The organism is Pseudomonas fluorescens, assembly GCF_001307155.1.
Classification (GTDB): Bacteria; Pseudomonadota; Gammaproteobacteria; order Pseudomonadales; family Pseudomonadaceae; genus Aquipseudomonas; species Aquipseudomonas helvetica.
This window is the reverse complement of the sequence record NZ_CP012830.1, coordinates 1,569,104-1,583,894: the sequence shown is the minus strand read 5'-3', so window position 1 is coordinate 1,583,894 and position 14,791 is coordinate 1,569,104. Positions and strand designations below refer to the sequence as shown.

The 14,791-nt window shown below is 58.0% G+C and carries 17 protein-coding genes; 8 read left to right on the top strand and 9 right to left on the bottom strand.

Going from position 1 to position 14,791, the window contains the following annotated elements; genetic code table 11:
• Positions 1–80 precede the first annotated feature (80 nt).
• From AO353_RS07220 to AO353_RS31185, 4 genes are all read left to right on the top strand, one after another.
• A complete protein-coding gene (locus AO353_RS07220) occupies positions 81–674 on the top strand; it encodes an aminodeoxychorismate/anthranilate synthase component II (RefSeq protein WP_019693903.1) in 594 nt (197 codons plus the stop codon).
• Positions 675–683: 9 nt separating this feature from the next.
• Entirely contained in the window at positions 684–1,733 is a 1,050-nt protein-coding gene (trpD, locus tag AO353_RS07215) for an anthranilate phosphoribosyltransferase (RefSeq protein ID WP_054594295.1), read from the top strand.
• Positions 1,730–2,566 (top strand): indole-3-glycerol phosphate synthase TrpC, encoded by an 837-nt coding sequence (trpC, locus tag AO353_RS07210; RefSeq protein WP_054594294.1) that lies wholly within the window; start codon positions 1,730–1,732, stop codon positions 2,564–2,566. The genes trpD and trpC overlap by 4 nt, the downstream gene beginning before the upstream one ends.
• A 67-nt stretch (positions 2,567–2,633) precedes the next feature.
• The gene (locus AO353_RS31185; RefSeq protein WP_054598190.1) at positions 2,634–3,335 is read left to right on the top strand and encodes a lipoate--protein ligase family protein; all 702 of its coding nucleotides are present in this window, start codon (positions 2,634–2,636) and stop codon (positions 3,333–3,335) included.
• Here AO353_RS31185 and crp read toward each other — a convergent pair.
• The gene (gene crp / locus AO353_RS07200; protein ID WP_054594293.1) at positions 3,332–3,976 is read right to left on the bottom strand and encodes a cAMP-activated global transcriptional regulator CRP; all 645 of its coding nucleotides are present in this window, start codon (positions 3,974–3,976) and stop codon (positions 3,332–3,334) included. The two genes, AO353_RS31185 and crp, sit on opposite strands and share 4 nt — an antisense overlap.
• Positions 3,977–4,211: 235 nt before the next feature.
• On the opposite strand from crp, the gene AO353_RS07195 reads away from it, so the two are divergent.
• Both AO353_RS07195 and speD read left to right on the top strand, forming a co-directional pair.
• Positions 4,212–4,634 carry an OsmC family protein gene (locus AO353_RS07195; RefSeq protein ID WP_017138086.1) on the top strand — a complete coding sequence of 141 codons (423 nt, stop codon included), beginning with the start codon at positions 4,212–4,214 and terminating at the stop codon, positions 4,632–4,634.
• 238 nt (positions 4,635–4,872) lie between these two features.
• On the top strand, positions 4,873–5,667 hold the full coding sequence (gene speD / locus AO353_RS07190; protein ID WP_054594292.1) for an adenosylmethionine decarboxylase: 795 nt from the start codon (positions 4,873–4,875) through the stop codon (positions 5,665–5,667).
• 73 nt (positions 5,668–5,740) lie between these two features.
• Here speD and coq7 read toward each other — a convergent pair whose 3' ends face one another.
• From coq7 to hemJ, 6 genes are all read right to left on the bottom strand, one after another.
• A complete protein-coding gene (coq7, locus tag AO353_RS07185) occupies positions 5,741–6,388 on the bottom strand; it encodes a 2-polyprenyl-3-methyl-6-methoxy-1,4-benzoquinone monooxygenase (RefSeq protein ID WP_054594291.1) in 648 nt (215 codons plus the stop codon).
• Positions 6,389–6,640: 252 nt separating this feature from the next.
• Positions 6,641–6,979, bottom strand: a complete 339-nt coding sequence (locus AO353_RS07180; protein ID WP_007906873.1) for a histidine triad nucleotide-binding protein — start codon at positions 6,977–6,979, stop codon at positions 6,641–6,643.
• A gap of 87 nt (positions 6,980–7,066) precedes the next feature.
• Positions 7,067–7,855 carry an SDR family NAD(P)-dependent oxidoreductase gene (locus AO353_RS07175; RefSeq protein WP_054594290.1) on the bottom strand — a complete coding sequence of 263 codons (789 nt, stop codon included), beginning with the start codon at positions 7,853–7,855 and terminating at the stop codon, positions 7,067–7,069.
• Between the two features lie 62 nt (positions 7,856–7,917).
• The gene (locus AO353_RS07170) at positions 7,918–8,838 is read right to left on the bottom strand and encodes a DUF805 domain-containing protein (RefSeq protein WP_054594289.1); all 921 of its coding nucleotides are present in this window, start codon (positions 8,836–8,838) and stop codon (positions 7,918–7,920) included.
• Between the two features lie 81 nt (positions 8,839–8,919).
• Positions 8,920–9,888: an NAD(P)H-dependent flavin oxidoreductase gene (locus tag AO353_RS07165; protein ID WP_054594288.1), complete on the bottom strand. Its 969-nt coding sequence runs from the start codon at positions 9,886–9,888 to the stop codon at positions 8,920–8,922.
• Positions 9,889–9,922: 34 nt separating this feature from the next.
• Positions 9,923–10,354, bottom strand: coding sequence for a protoporphyrinogen oxidase HemJ (hemJ, locus tag AO353_RS07160; protein ID WP_019693893.1), 432 nt, complete (start codon positions 10,352–10,354; stop codon positions 9,923–9,925).
• A gap of 135 nt (positions 10,355–10,489) precedes the next feature.
• Here hemJ and argC point away from each other — a divergent pair, with 135 nt between their 5' ends.
• Together argC and erpA are read left to right on the top strand one after the other, a co-directional pair.
• Entirely contained in the window at positions 10,490–11,524 is a 1,035-nt protein-coding gene (gene argC / locus AO353_RS07155) for an N-acetyl-gamma-glutamyl-phosphate reductase (protein WP_054594287.1), read from the top strand.
• 167 nt (positions 11,525–11,691) lie between these two features.
• Positions 11,692–12,042, top strand: coding sequence for an iron-sulfur cluster insertion protein ErpA (gene erpA / locus AO353_RS07150; RefSeq protein WP_007906865.1), 351 nt, complete (start codon positions 11,692–11,694; stop codon positions 12,040–12,042).
• A gap of 67 nt (positions 12,043–12,109) precedes the next feature.
• On the opposite strand, the gene AO353_RS07145 is transcribed toward erpA, so the two are convergent.
• Positions 12,110–13,201 (bottom strand): anhydro-N-acetylmuramic acid kinase, encoded by a 1,092-nt coding sequence (locus AO353_RS07145; RefSeq protein ID WP_054594286.1) that lies wholly within the window; start codon positions 13,199–13,201, stop codon positions 12,110–12,112.
• Between the two features lie 3 nt (positions 13,202–13,204).
• The gene (locus AO353_RS07140) at positions 13,205–14,623 is read right to left on the bottom strand and encodes a peptidoglycan DD-metalloendopeptidase family protein (RefSeq protein WP_054594285.1); all 1,419 of its coding nucleotides are present in this window, start codon (positions 14,621–14,623) and stop codon (positions 13,205–13,207) included.
• Positions 14,624–14,791: the final 168 nt, after the last annotated feature.

Sequence of the window (14,791 nt, the reverse complement as noted above, 5' to 3'; positions counted from 1 at the left end):
ACTGACCGAGCGTTGCAAGACTGCGGGTAAATCATTCGAAGGCCGTCTCAAAAGTCAGTGAATTCAAGAGGTTTCAAACCATGTTGCTGATGATCGATAACTACGACTCTTTTACCTACAACGTTGTGCAGTACCTTGGTGAGCTAGGCTCCGAGGTCAAGGTTGTGCGCAACGATGAGCTGACCATCGCCGAAATCGAAGCGCTCAAACCCGAGCGCATCGTCGTCTCTCCCGGTCCATGCACCCCAACCGAAGCCGGCGTGTCCATCGAGGCCATCAAGTATTTCGCCGGCAAGCTGCCGATTCTCGGCGTTTGCCTGGGTCATCAATCCATCGGCCAGGCGTTCGGTGGTGATGTAGTGCGCGCCCGCCAGGTTATGCATGGTAAGACTAGCCCGGTATTCCACGAGGACAAGGGCGTGTTCGAAGGTCTGAACCGTCCGCTGACGGTCACCCGCTATCACTCGCTGATTGTGAAGCGTGAAACCTTGCCCGATTGCCTGGAACTGACCGCCTGGACTCAGCTCGAAGACGGCTCGGTCGATGAAATCATGGGCCTGCGCCACAAGACACTGAACATCGAAGGGGTGCAGTTTCATCCTGAGTCGATCCTGACCGAGCAGGGCCACGAGCTGTTCGCCAACTTCCTCAAACAAACCGGCGGCACGCGCTAAGGACTTTCCATGGATATCAAGACTGCCCTGAGCCGTATCGTCGGCCATCTGGACCTGAGCACTGATGAAATGCGCGATGTGATGCGCGAAATCATGACCGGGCAATGCACAGATGCGCAGATTGGCGCGTTCATGATGGCCATGCGCATGAAAAGCGAGAGCATCGACGAGATCGTCGGCGCCGTTTCGGTCATGCGTGAACTGGCGGACAAGGTCGAGCTGAAAACCCTCGACGGTGTTGTCGATGTAGTCGGCACTGGCGGTGATGGTGCGAACATCTTCAACGTTTCGACGGCTTCCTCGTTTGTGGTGGCGGCGGCGGGTTGCACCGTGGCCAAGCACGGTAACCGTGCGGTATCGGGCAAAAGCGGCAGCGCCGACTTGCTGGAGGCGGCCGGGATCTACCTGAACCTGACGCCGGTTCAAGTGGCGCGTTGCATTGACAATGTCGGCATCGGCTTCATGTTCGCCCAATCGCACCATGGTGCGATGAAACACGCTGCCGGCCCGCGCCGCGATCTCGGCCTGCGTACACTGTTCAACATGCTCGGCCCGCTTACGAATCCGGCCGGCGTGAAACATCAGGTGGTGGGCGTGTTCAGTCAGGCGTTGTGCCGACCGTTAGCCGAAGTCTTGCAGCGCATGGGCAGCAAACATGTGCTGGTGGTGCATTCGAAGGATGGTCTGGACGAGTTCAGTCTGGCGGCGCCAACCTTTGTCGCGGAATTGAAGAATGACCAGATCAGCGAGTATTGGGTCGAGCCTGAAGACTTGGGCATGAAGAGCCAGAGCCTGCACGGCCTGGCGGTGGAAAGCCCGGCGGCTTCGCTCGAACTGATTCGCGATGCCTTGGGACGGCGCAAAACCGAGAACGGTCAGAAAGCTGCAGAAATGATTGTGCTCAATGCCGGTGCTGCGTTGTACGCCGCTGATCATGCGGTCAGCCTGAAAGAGGGCGTTGCCCTGGCTCATGACGCGCTGCATACCGGCCTTGCGCGTGAAAAGCTTGAAGAATTGGGTGCGTTTACCGCGGTATTCAGAGTGGAGAATGAGGCATGAGTGTACCGACGGTTCTAGAGAAAATTCTCGCCCGCAAAGTCGAGGAAGTGGCTGAGCGCAGCGCTCGCGTAACGCTCGCCGAGCTGGAAGCATTGGCGAGGGTGGCCGATGCTCCGCGTGGTTTTGCCAAGGCGCTGATCGCCCAGGCCAAGCTCAAACAACCGGCGGTGATTGCTGAAATCAAGAAGGCTTCGCCGAGCAAGGGCGTGATTCGCGAGAACTTCGTGCCGGCCGAAATCGCCAGGGACTACGAGAAGGGCGGGGCAACCTGCCTCTCGGTGCTGACCGATGTCGATTTCTTCCAGGGCGCCGACATTTATCTGCAGCAGGCGCGTGCGGCGTGCAAGCTGCCGGTGATCCGCAAGGACTTCATGATCGATCCTTATCAGATCGTCGAAGCCCGTGCGCTGGGCGCTGATTGCGTGCTGTTGATCGTTTCCGCGCTGGATGACGTGAAAATGGCCGAACTGGCAGCCGTCGCTAAAGGTGTTGGCCTCGACGTGCTGGTCGAAGTCCATGACGGTGATGAGCTGGAGCGGGCCTTGAAGGTTCTCGATACTCCGCTGGTCGGCGTGAACAATCGCAATCTGCACACCTTTGATGTCAGCCTGGAAACCACGCTCGATCTGCTGCCGCGCATCCCGCGCGATCGCCTGGTCATTACTGAAAGTGGCATCCTCAATCGCGCCGATGTCGAGCTGATGGAAATCAGCGAGGTGTATTCGTTCCTGGTCGGTGAAGCATTCATGCGCGCCGAGAACCCGGGCACTGAACTGCAACGCTTGTTCTTTCCAGAGCGTGGCGTGGCGGTCAGCAGTTCTACACTCGACTGAACCTGATTCAATGAAGAAGCCGGCGTTGCCGGCTTTTTTGTATCCACCGCAAAGGATTCGCACTGCCATGACTCACCCTATTGCCTTGACTGTCGAAGCCGGTCTGCGTGCCGAGCAGGATTTGTTGGCGACGGTCTGTGCCGGCGACCAGGAGTTTGGATTGCTGTTCTGGCAGCCGAGCGATCGAGCGCTGGTCATGCCCCGTCGCTTGAGCCGTCTGCCGGGGTTTGAGGCCGCTTGCCAAGCGTCGGCGGCACACGGTTGGCCGGTTTTGTTGCGTGAAACCGGCGGTGAACCGGTGCCACAGTCGGTTGCGACGGTCAATATCGCGCTGGTGTATGCACCGCCGCGCAGCGAAGGTGACCACGGTAGGATCGAAACCGCTTATCGGCGTCTGTGTGATCCGATTTGTGCGCTGCTGACGGAACTCGGTGGCAAGCCTTCATTGGGTGAAGTCGAGGGCGCTTTCTGTGATGGGCGTTTCAACGTCAATCTCGATGGCCGCAAAATGGTCGGCACCGCTCAGCGCTGGCGCCAGAGCAAGGGTGGTCAGCGTCCGGTGGGTTTGGTGCATGGTGCGCTGTTGCTGGACGACGAGCGGGAGTCGATGGTTGAGGCGGTGAACCGTTTTAACGAGGCGTGCAGTCTGGAGCAGCGGGTTCGCGCGCAGAGCCATATCGCCCTGCATGAACAATTCGCCGCCCCGGATGCCATCGCGCGGCTGGACACCTTGTATCGGCAAATGCTCGCCGAGGTGATGTCGGCTTAGCGGGTACCGAAGACCACCATGGTCTTGCCTTTGACGTTGACCAGATTGCGCTCTTCCAGATCCTTGAGCACGCGCCCGACCATTTCCCGCGAGCAACCGACGATCCGGCCGATTTCCTGACGGGTAACCTTGATCTGCATGCCGTCCGGGTGCGTCATGGCGTCAGGCTGTTTGCACAGCTCCAGCAAGCAGCGCGCAACCCGCCCGGTGACGTCGAAGAACGCCAGGTCGCCGACCTTGCGTGTGGTATTGCGCAGGCGCTGGGCAATCTGGCCACTGAGCACATAGAGAATGTCCGGGTCTTGCTGGGACAGCTCGCGGAACTTGCAGTAGCTGATCTCGGCCACTTCGCATTCGACCTTGGCGCGAACCCAGGCGCTGCGCTCCTGTTCCTGCCCGGCTTGTTCGAACAGACCCAGCTCGCCGAAGAAGTCCCCGGCATTGAGGTAGGCGATGATCATTTCCCGACCATCGTCGTCCTCGATGAGAATGGTGACCGAGCCCTTGATGATGAAAAACAGCGTATCCGAACGATCGCCCGCGCAAATGATATTGCTCTTGGCCTGATAGCGACGGCGCTGGCAATGCATCAATAACTTGTCGAGGTTCTTGATTTTGGGTGTTGGGGTAATAGCAACCATGGTTGTATCCCGAAAAGACTGCACGGTGTGTTGTGGTTTTTTATGAATTGCTGATGACGGCCGAAAAACAGCAGGCTAAGTGCCATGAAATTGGCGCCAGCTTAACAGACACATTCCGTCGTTATTCGATAATTTATCAATACTGTAAGTGTGTTGCTTGCGCTGATGCCAGTCGCTGTCAACCGAAGGCCCTGTGCTAAGCTGGCAACCCTTTTTTAACAGTGGAGTCTTGGCGATGAAGGCACGCATCCAATGGGCTGGCGAAGCCATGTTCCTCGGTGAGTCCGGTAGCGGTCACGTGGTGGTCATGGACGGTCCGCCTGATGCTGGCGGTCGGAACCTGGGTGTCCGTCCGATGGAAATGCTCCTGCTCGGTGTGGGCGGTTGCAGCAATTTCGACGTGGTCAGCATCCTGAAGAAGTCCCGCCAGGCCGTGGAGAGCTGCGAAGCCTTCCTCGAAGCCGAGCGTGCGACTGAAGATCCCAAGGTCTTTACCAAAATTCACATGCACTTCGTGGTCAAGGGCCGGGCACTGAAAGAAGCCCAGGTCAAACGCGCCATCGAACTGTCGGCGGAGAAGTATTGCTCGGCGTCGATCATGCTCGGTGCGGCCGGTGTCGCCATCACCCACGACTACGAAATCATCGAACTCGGTTGATTCGACATTCAACTATCATAAATGCAGTGCAGACTCTGGCGATCATTGGCCCAGGTCTGCATAATGCGCCACTTTTTTCAGGGCCGTGATCGGTCAGCCGACAGATCACACACCCGAACAGACAACCAAAATCGCCATCGCGAAGAGGTGTTAACCGTCCTACGCTGGTGCGTCGTTCGCATCTGACGGGCATGCTTGATCACGCGGCCGGGCCGCATACATAGAGAGTTTTTAAACGGTGAAAAGCAAACTCAAGCTCCATGGGTTCAATAACCTGACAAAGACCTTGAGCTTCAACATCTATGACATCTGCTATGCGGAAACTCCGCAAGACCAGCAGGCTTACGTTGAGTACATCAATAAAGAGTACAACGCCAAGCGCCTGACGCAGATCCTCACAGAAGTTGTCGATATCATTGGTGCCAATATCCTGAACATCGCCAGTCAGGACTATGAACCCCAGGGCGCCAGCGTCACGATTCTGATCTCTGAAGAGCCGGTGACCCCGACCGACAGTCAGATTGAAGAGTCGCCGGGCCCGTTGCCCGAAATCATCCTGGCCCACCTCGACAAGAGCCACATCACGGTGCACACCTACCCGGAAATCCATCCGGTGGACGGTATTGCAACTTTCCGTGTGGATATTGATGTGTCGACTTGTGGCGTCATTTCACCGCTTAAGGCGCTCAACTTCCTGATTCACCAGTTCGATTCGGATATCGTGACCGTGGATTACCGCGTGCGCGGCTTCACCCGTGACATCGAAGGCAAGAAGCACTTTATCGATCACGAGATCAACTCGATTCAGAACTACCTCTCCGAAGACACTCGCGACGCGTATCAGATGACCGACGTGAACGTGTACCAGGAAAACCTGTTTCACACCAAAATGCTGCTGAAAAACTTCGAACTGGATAACTACCTGTTCGGCGACGCCACCAGCAACCTGTCCTCTGAGCAACGTGCTCAGGTGACTGAGCGGGTGAAACACGAAATGCTCGAGATTTTCTACGCACGCAACATGTCGAGCTGATCTTTGAAATAAAGATCGGCAAAAGAAAGGGCGCTGAGATAGCGCCCTTTTTTGTGCTCGAAGGTTTTACGGGTCAGATCCGGTAGGTACTTTTGGTCATGACCTTGGCCATCAGGCTCATGCCGAATTTTATCGGTGCCGGGAAGCGGAAGCCTCCAGCGTCCAGCGCGCTTTCGGCGTGCTGCTCTTCATCGATGCGCATCTGCTCAAGAATGGCCCGGGACTTCTCGTCCTCGACTGGCAGTTGCTCAAGGTGCTCGTTCAAGTGTTTGCACACCTGATCTTCAGTCGCTGCGACGAACCCCAGGCTGACTTTGTCGCTGATCAGTCCGGCGACGGCGCCGATACCGAACGACATACCGTAGAACAGCGGATTGAGGATGCTGGTGTGGCTGCCCAGTTGGCGGATGCGCTGTTCGCACCAGACCAGATGATCGATTTCTTCTTCGGCTGCGTGTTCCATCGCCTCACGCACTTGCGGCAGCTTGGCAGTCAGGGCCTGGCCCTGATACAGCGCCTGGGCACAGACTTCACCGGTATGGTTGATGCGCATCAGGCCGGCGACGTGCCGGGTGTCTTCGTCGCTCATTTTCGCCTCTGGCTGCACGATGGCCGGCGACGGGCGGCAAGGCTGGCCACTGAAGGGCAGCAACGTGCGCATGGCGGTGTCGGCTTGCAACAGAAGACGGTCAATCGGCGAGTAGTGACGTTGGGTAGTCATGCTGACCTCCGGGAAGAATCTCGGCGGCCAGTTTACCGCAATCGGCCGGGTTAGGTTTGCGCTGGGTCATTGCAGAAGACCGCCTGGCATTTGCAGATACTGGCTTTATGGCGAGGGAGCTTGCTCCCGCTCGGCCGCGAAGCGGTCGTTAAGTCAGTCCGCGAGTTTCATTGGGGAGCAGCAGAAAGACGGGGGCTGCTGTGCAGCCCAGCGGGAGCAATCTCCCTCGCCACAACAAGCTCGGGAGACGGATCAGCCCGGTGGCCAGTGCATCTGGCGCTGACCCAGCACGTGCATATGAATGTGATAAACGGTCTGGCCGCCCAGTTCATTGCAGTTCATGACCACGCGAAAGCCTTCTTCGCAGCCCAGCTCCAGTGCCAGGCGCTGGGCGGTGAACAGAATGTGCCCGGCCAGCGCTTTATCGTCCTCGGTGAGGTCGTTGAGCGTGCGCACCGGCTTTTTCGGGACTACCAGGAAATGCACGGGTGCCTGCGGGGCGATGTCGTGGAAGGCCAGGACCTGGTCATCCTCGTAAATGATCTTGGCGGGTATTTCTCTGTTGATGATTTTGGTGAACAGAGTATCCACAGCTGTTTCTCCATTGTGTTGGTCCGGGCTGAGTGTACTCACGGGAGATGCCCGAGCCCAGCCTGTTAGCTTTACTTTTAGTGATGCTCAGCGCGGACAGTGCGTCTTGTTGATCATGCCTACGATGGTTCGGGTCAGCCAGCGCGAGCCGAAGCGCGGCAACAGCGCGAACCAGCGATTGAGGCGTCCGGGAATGATGATTGCGCGGTTCTTCTCCAGCGCACGCACTGTGTAGAGGGCCACTTCCTCGGGGCTCATCAGCATTTTGCTGTTGGCCAGTTTGTCGGTGTCCAGTTGCGCGGTGCGGAAAAACGCCGTGCGCGTCGGGCCGGGGCAGAGGACCGAGACCTTGACCGCGCACTTCTTCAGCTCGACCCGCAAGCCTTCGGAGAAGTGCAGTACATACGCCTTGCTGGCGTAATAGGTGCTCATCCATGGGCCGGGGTAGAAGGCGGCCATCGAGGCGACGTTCAGAATCTGCCCGCCGCCCTGCAAGGCCATGCTGTTACCAATGGCGTGGCACAGGCGGGTCAGGGCGAGGATATTCACTTCGATCAAGTCTTGTTCGGTCATCCAGTCCTGAGCGAGAAACGGGCCGCAGGTACCGATGCCGGCGCAATTGACCAGCAGGTCGATCTGTCGGTCACCCTCTTCGAGTTCCAGCAGAAAACCGGACAAGCGCAGCGGTTCACCCAGGTCGCAGGCGCGGAACAGCACCTCGACGCCAAAGCGCTGGGTCAGTTCGATGGCAATACTTTCCAGCTGATCACGTTGACGGGCCACCAGAATCAGGCTGCGGCCGCGTCGCGCCAACGCTTCGGCCATGGCCATGCCGATACCGCTGGAGGCGCCAGTGATCAGAGCGTAACGGGTCATGCAATTCTCCATCGCAACGGCTCGCGGCCTGTGGACAGAGATGTCACAGGAACCGAGCGCGTTTATTCTTTCTCATAGTCTACAGGGGGCTGAGCTGCTTTCGCCGCATCGTCTGCCTCAACCGCATCGGCCGGCTCACTGCTTCCATAACTGCTGGTCGAGGTGCTTTCGTACTCTTCGGTCAGGGTGCTGAGGCCACCGGCAAGCGCGCCGACAAAAAACACTGCGATCACCACCAGCCACAGCCCGCACAGCACTTTGACAGCCGTGCTGTTGGGGGGCTGCGGCGCGCCATAGCGATTCGCCCCGACGTTTCCTGGTAGCGCCGCGAGTGCAAATGGAAACAGGCTGCCGATAAAGGGCACCAGATTCAGAAACCACAACCAGCCGGACCAACCAAGATCGTGCAGGCGTTGCACGCTGATGGTGATGTTTATGTAGAGGTACGCCACGAACGCAACGACACAAACAATTGTGCTCAGCACTATTTGATTGCCGCTCAGCAGGCTGAGTCCAAAAACGCCAGCGATAGCGCCCATGATCAGTAGCGCCACCAATGACCACGCGAGATAACGCAGGCGCCCGATTCGACCCTGCACGCTAAACACCTTGAGTTCCGAAAACTCTGGCAACGCTTCACCAACGGGCGCGCGAGGAGGGCTATAGGGAGATTCGTTGTTACCGAGTGTGGGCGCCGTGTAAGCGGCGGACGACGAATCGTGAACGTCGGTCAGATTGAGCTTGATCGACGGCTCGGTTTCAATGCGTGCATCTATGCCGGTTTTCGACAGGGCATTCAGATAGGTTTGTGCGTCTGCGTGGGACAGGTCGTGCTTGAGCGCGACAGGCTTTCCGCTGAACAGGCGTTCGATGGCCGCGACGTCGCTTTTGAACAGTTGGGCGAGATTGAGTTTCGCGGTGGTGATGTCGACGCCCGGAAGCAGGGCTCCGTCAAAGACGATCTTGAAACGGTGTTCGCTCATGTCGGGGCATCCTTGTCGCGAGTCAGGGGGCTGTGCTCGGCAGTTTAGGCCAGTCAGAATCGGCTGGCCAAACCTTGTGCGTTAGCGCGGCCAGCGTTTGGGTAGTTGAGCTGCGAATTCCTGCGCCTTTCGGTACTCGGCGTCCAGTCTTGCGACCAGTTGATCGACGCTTGGCAGGTCGTCGATTTCACCCACGCCCTGGCCAGCTGACCAGACGGTTTTCCAGGCTTTGGCTTCATCGCTCAAGGGTTTGAGTTTGGCGCCGAAGTTGACTTCACCCTTGCCTTGCAGTGCATCTATGTCAAAACCGGCGTTTATCAGGCTTTGGCGCATGAAGCTTGCCGGCACCCCGGACACCGCTGGCGTATGGACAATGTCGGCGGCCCTGGAAGTCAGCAGCATCTCTTTATAGGCTTCCGGGGCATGGCTTTCGGTTGTGCCGATAAAGCGAGTGCCGAAGTACGCCAGATCCGCACCGAGCAGTTGCGCGGCGAGAATCTCGTGGCCATGGTTCAGGCAGCCGGCCAGCAGCAGGGTTTTGTCGAAGAACTGGCGAATCTCGGCAATCAGCGAAAACGGGCTCCAGGTCCCGGCATGGCCACCGGCGCCTGCCGCTACGGCGATCAAGCCATCGACGCCGGCCTCGGCAGCTTTTTCCGCATGGCGTCGAGTCGTCACGTCGTGGAAAACCAGGCCACCATAGCCGTGCACCGCATCGACCAGCTCTTTCACTGCGCCAAGACTGGTGATGACGATCGGAACCTTGTGTTCGATGCAGATTGCCAGGTCCGCTTGCAGGCGCGGATTGCTGTTGTGAACGATCAGATTCACCGCATACGGCGCAGGATTTTCCAATAGCGCCAGACCCGCTTCAATTTCCTCCAGCCAGGCTTTGAAGCCGCTGCTTTCACGCTGGTTCAGCGCTGGAAAGCTGCCGACCACACCATTGCGGCAGCAGGCGAGTACCAGCTGTGGATTGGAAATCAGGAACATCGGTGCTGCCACGACAGGCAGACGCAAACGTTGTTCGAGCAAAGCGGGCAGCGACATTGGAAGTACCCCGATAAGTTGCGGCTAATTATGATTAGAACGGCCGTACGACGACCAGAATTACAATAGCCAGCAATATCAGAACTGGCACTTCATTGAACCAGCGATAAAAGACATGGCTGCGGGTGTTTTCGCCACGGGCAAAACGTTTTACCTGTGCACCGCACATGTGGTGATAGCCGATCAGGATCACTACCAGGGTCAATTTGGCATGCATCCAGGCACCTTGTCCGAAGTAGGCGCTGGGGTTGAGACTGATCAGCCAGATCCCGAAAGCCAGTGTGGCGATCATCGCCGGGCCCATGATCCCGCGGTACAGTTTGCGCTCCATGATGCTGAAGCGCTCCTTGCTGATGCTGTCTTCACTTTGAGCGTGGTAGACAAACAGGCGTGGCAGGTAAAACAGGCCGGCAAACCAGCAGACCATGCTGACGATATGAAGCGCTTTGAGCCACAGATAAAGCATTTTTAGTTATTCCCAGGTTCACGGTAGCCCGAATAGTAGAGGCTTGGGCCTCCGTACGTCACCTTGACGGTTGTCGCAGGGCGGTGCGCGCCCTATTATCGACGGCTTTCCAGTGGGTTCGTTGAGGGCAGGTTTATGGTCAAGGTCGGTATCGTCGGCGGCACGGGTTACACCGGTGTCGAATTGCTGCGTCTGTTGGCGCAACATCCGCAAGCTGAAGTGGTAGTGATCACTTCCCGATCCGAGGCAGGCCTGGCCGTTGCCGACATGTACCCGAACCTGCGAGGCCACTACGACGGCCTGGCGTTCAGCGTTCCGGACATCAAAACCCTCGGTGCCTGCGATGTGGTGTTCTTCGCCACTCCACACGGTGTAGCGCATGCGCTGGCCGGTGAATTACTGGCGGCCGGGACCAAGGTCATCGACCTGTCGGCAGACTTCCGTCTGCAGGACGCGGACGAATGGGCCAAGTGGTATGGCCAGCCGCACGGTGCGCCAGAGTTGCTGGAAGAAGCGGTCTACGGCTTGCCGGAAGTCAATCGCGAGCAGATCAGGCAAGCTCGTCTGATCGCGGTGCCGGGTTGCTATCCAACCGCCACGCAACTGGGCTTCCTGCCGTTGCTCGAAGCAGGTCTTGCCGATACTTCGCGCCTAATTGCTGACTGCAAGTCGGGTGTCAGCGGTGCAGGTCGTGGTGCAAGCGTTGGTTCGCTGTACTCCGAAACCTCCGAGAGCATGAAAGCCTACGCCGTTAAAGGGCATCGTCACTTGCCGGAGATTCGCCAGGGGCTGCGTCGCGCAGCGGGCAAGGACGTCGGCCTGACTTTCGTGCCGCACCTGACGCCGATGATTCGCGGTATTCACTCCACGCTCTATGCAACCGTGGTCGACCGCTCCATAGACTTGCAGGCGTTGTTTGAAAAACGCTATGCGAACGAACCGTTCGTCGATGTCATGCCGGCTGGCAGTCATCCGGAAACCCGTAGCGTGCGGGGTGCCAACGTTTGCCGTATTGCGGTTCATCGTCCGCAGGATGGCGATCTGGTGGTGGTGCTGTCGGTGATCGACAATTTGGTCAAGGGCGCGTCGGGTCAGGCGGTGCAGAACCTGAACATCCTGTTTGGTCTGGACGAGCGCTTGGGTCTGTCCCATGCAGGCATGCTGCCCTAAGCTTTTCCCCGCTCAACAAAAAGGCCCGTTTAACGGGCCTTTTTGTATTCCGGGCTGACCATTGTGTTGATTGATATACCGTAACAATAGTTGACCGATTTTCTGGGAGAAGCGGATAATGCGCGTCATCACGCATTATGGCGGTGTAACACCGGGAGATAGTCAGCATGAGCGTCGAATCCTTCACCCCCACGGCTTTGCAATTCACCCACGGTGCCGCGCACAAGGTGAAGAGCCTGGTCGATGAAGAGGGTAATGATCGCTTGAAGCTGCGCGTATTCGTTACGGGCGGCGGTTGTTCAGGGTTTCAGTACGGCTTCACATTCGATGAAGAAGTGGCCGATGACGACACCATCGTCGAGCGCGAAGGCGTTAGCCTGGTCGTCGATCCGATGAGCTTCCAATACCTGGCAGGTGCCGAGGTGGATTATCAGGAAGGTCTGGAAGGTTCGCGTTTCGTGATCAAGAACCCGAATGCCACCACGACCTGTGGTTGCGGCTCTTCGTTTTCGATCTGATCGCACCTCAGCGCATCACCAAACGCCGCATGGCCTCACGGCCTTGCGGCGTTTTGCTGTCTGGTGCTCAGACGGGGTAGATGGCGCCGAGGACGCGTAATCCGCGAGCGCCAGTGACGCTTGGACGATTGGCCGGGATACTTTCGAGGCAGCAATGGGCCAACCAGGCAAAGGCCATGGCTTCGACCCAGTCCGGGTCTACGCCGTAGTTTGCAGTGCTGCTGACCTTGGCGCCTGGCAGCAGGCTGGCGAGCCGTGCCATCAATGTTGCGTTATGGGCGCCGCCACCACAGACCAGCAGCTCTTGCGTATCGGCTTGTGCGGCTTGTAGCGATTCGACGATGGTCAGCGCCGTCAGCTCAAGCAGCGTGGCTTGCACGTCTTGTGCAGCAAATGCGGGCAGGCGCGCCAGGTGTTGTGTCAGCCATTGCAGGTTGAATACTTCGCGGCCGGTGCTTTTGGGGCCCTTGGTCAGGAAGAACGGATCACCGAGCAGGGCCTTCAGCAGCACGGGCTCTACGCTGCCGCTTGCAGCCCACTGGCCGTCACGGTCGAAGGTCTCGCCGCGTTGTTGGTGAATCCAGGCGTCCAGCAGGACATTGCCTGGGCCGCAGTCAAAGCCCGAGACGGGTTTGCCGGTCTCGATCAGGCTGAGATTGCTGAAACCGCCAACATTCAAGACTGCACGGTTGCCGCTACGCTGTTCAAACAAGGCTTCATGGAAGGCTGGAACCAGCGGCGCGCCTTGCCCGCCTGCAGCCACGTCGCGGCTACGAAAGTCGCTGACGACAGTGATTCCGGTCAGTTCAGTCAACAGGGCAGGGTTGCCGATCTGCACGGTGAAGCCGCGTGCGGGCTCGTGGCGAATAGTCTGGCCGTGGCTGCCAATCGCTCGGATGTCATCAGGTTTCAGGTGTTGATCTGCAAGCAGGGTATTGATGCCCTGAGCGGCCAGTTTTACCCAGTTTTGCTGGGCAATGGCGCTGCGGGCTATCTCGTCAGGTCCGCTGGCGCACAAGCCAAGCAGCTCGGTGCGCAGGGATTCGGGCATGGGAATGTAGTGCGTGGCGATCAGTTTGATCGCCGGTGCTTGCTCGATCAGCGCAATGTCCAGGCCATCAAGGCTGGTACCGGACATCACACCTATATAGAGCGCCATGGCTTAGCGTTTGCTCGAAGCTAGCAGGGTGGCTTTTTCTTGCTCCATGCGCGCCATCAGCGGCTGGCTTTGTTGCAGGAAGCGTGCGCGCTCGGACTTGGCGATCGGATCGGCCATTGGCAGTTTCTGACCCAGCGGGTCGACGTGAACGCCGTTGACCTGGAACTCGTAGTGCAAGTGCGGGCCGGTCGAGAGTCCGGTAGTGCCGATATAGCCAATCACTTGGCCTTGCTTGACGTTGCCGCCAGTCTTGACGCCTTTGGCGAAGCCTTGCATGTGTCCGTACAGCGTGCGGTAGGTGTTGCCGTGCTGAATGATAACGGTGTTGCCGTAACCACCGCGGCGACCGGCCAGCAGCACTTTGCCGTCACCGGCAGCCTTGATCGGCGTGCCACGAGGCGCTGCGTAGTCGACGCCTTTGTGCGCGCGAATTTTGTTCAGAATTGGATGCTTGCGACCCATGGAGAAACGCGAGCTAATACGGGCGAAGTCCACCGGCGTACGAATGAACGCCTTGCGCATGCTATTGCCTTCGGCCGTGTAGTAGCTGCTGTTGCCTTGCTTGTTGGTGTAACGCACGGCGGTGTACGTCTTGCCACGGTTGGTGAAACGGGCGGAAAGAATAGGGCCATTGCCGACAGCTTTGCCGTTGACGACTTTCTGTTCGTAGATCACGTCGAACTCGTCACCCTGGCGAATATCCTGGGCGAAGTCGACGTCGTAGCCAAACACGCTGGCCATGTCCATGGTGAGGCTGTGGGACAGCCCGGCACGCGCCGCGGATTGCGAAAGCGAGCTGTTGATCACGCCGTGAACATAGGCGGAGCGCACGGTTGGCTTGGCTGTAATGCGGTTAAAGGTATAGCCCCTGGCGTTTTTGCTCAGGCTGATGCTTTCAGCGTCATTGATCTTGCTGTGCAGATTGGTCAACTGGCCGTCGCGACCCAGTTCGAATTCGAGTTTCTGGCCGTGTTTGAGCTGGGTGAACTGCTTGGCTTGCTTGTCGCTGGCCAATACGTCGTGCACCGAAGCGGCTGGAAGCCCGACTTTCTCGAACAATGTGGAGAGCGTGTCGCCTTTGGCAACGATCACTTCCCGGTGGCCTGGCGCTTTCTTCTCTTCAACGGCTGGTGCAGGGGCTGCTTTAGCCGTTTCCTTGCTATCGTCGGTACTGTCTTCGATCTGGGCGAATGGAGATTCGACCGGCTCGTTTGTGGCTTGGACTGCGTCAGCAGCGTCTTGATCTTGTGTCAGTTGTTCTGCGGGACGTTCCAGTTCAAGACTCAGGGTTGTCTTTTTGGCTTCAACGTCACTGGAAGGGAATACCAGGAGCGCCAGGCTGAGGAGGGCAGCAATGCCACTTGCCGCGAGCAGGTGGGTCTTCGGATAAAGCGGCGGCGCTTTAGACGGTTCTGTGGTCATAGGTAATTTGACTTTGGAAAAGATGAATTGGAAAAGATGAATGACATGATGAAGATGAAATAACTGTATAAAATATAACCAAATCATCTCTTAAGCAAGTCGCGAATGCTCTGTTCGCGGATTGGCGTCCGTGCGCCGGGCAAAACTTGTATTTGGTGCGCGATCTTG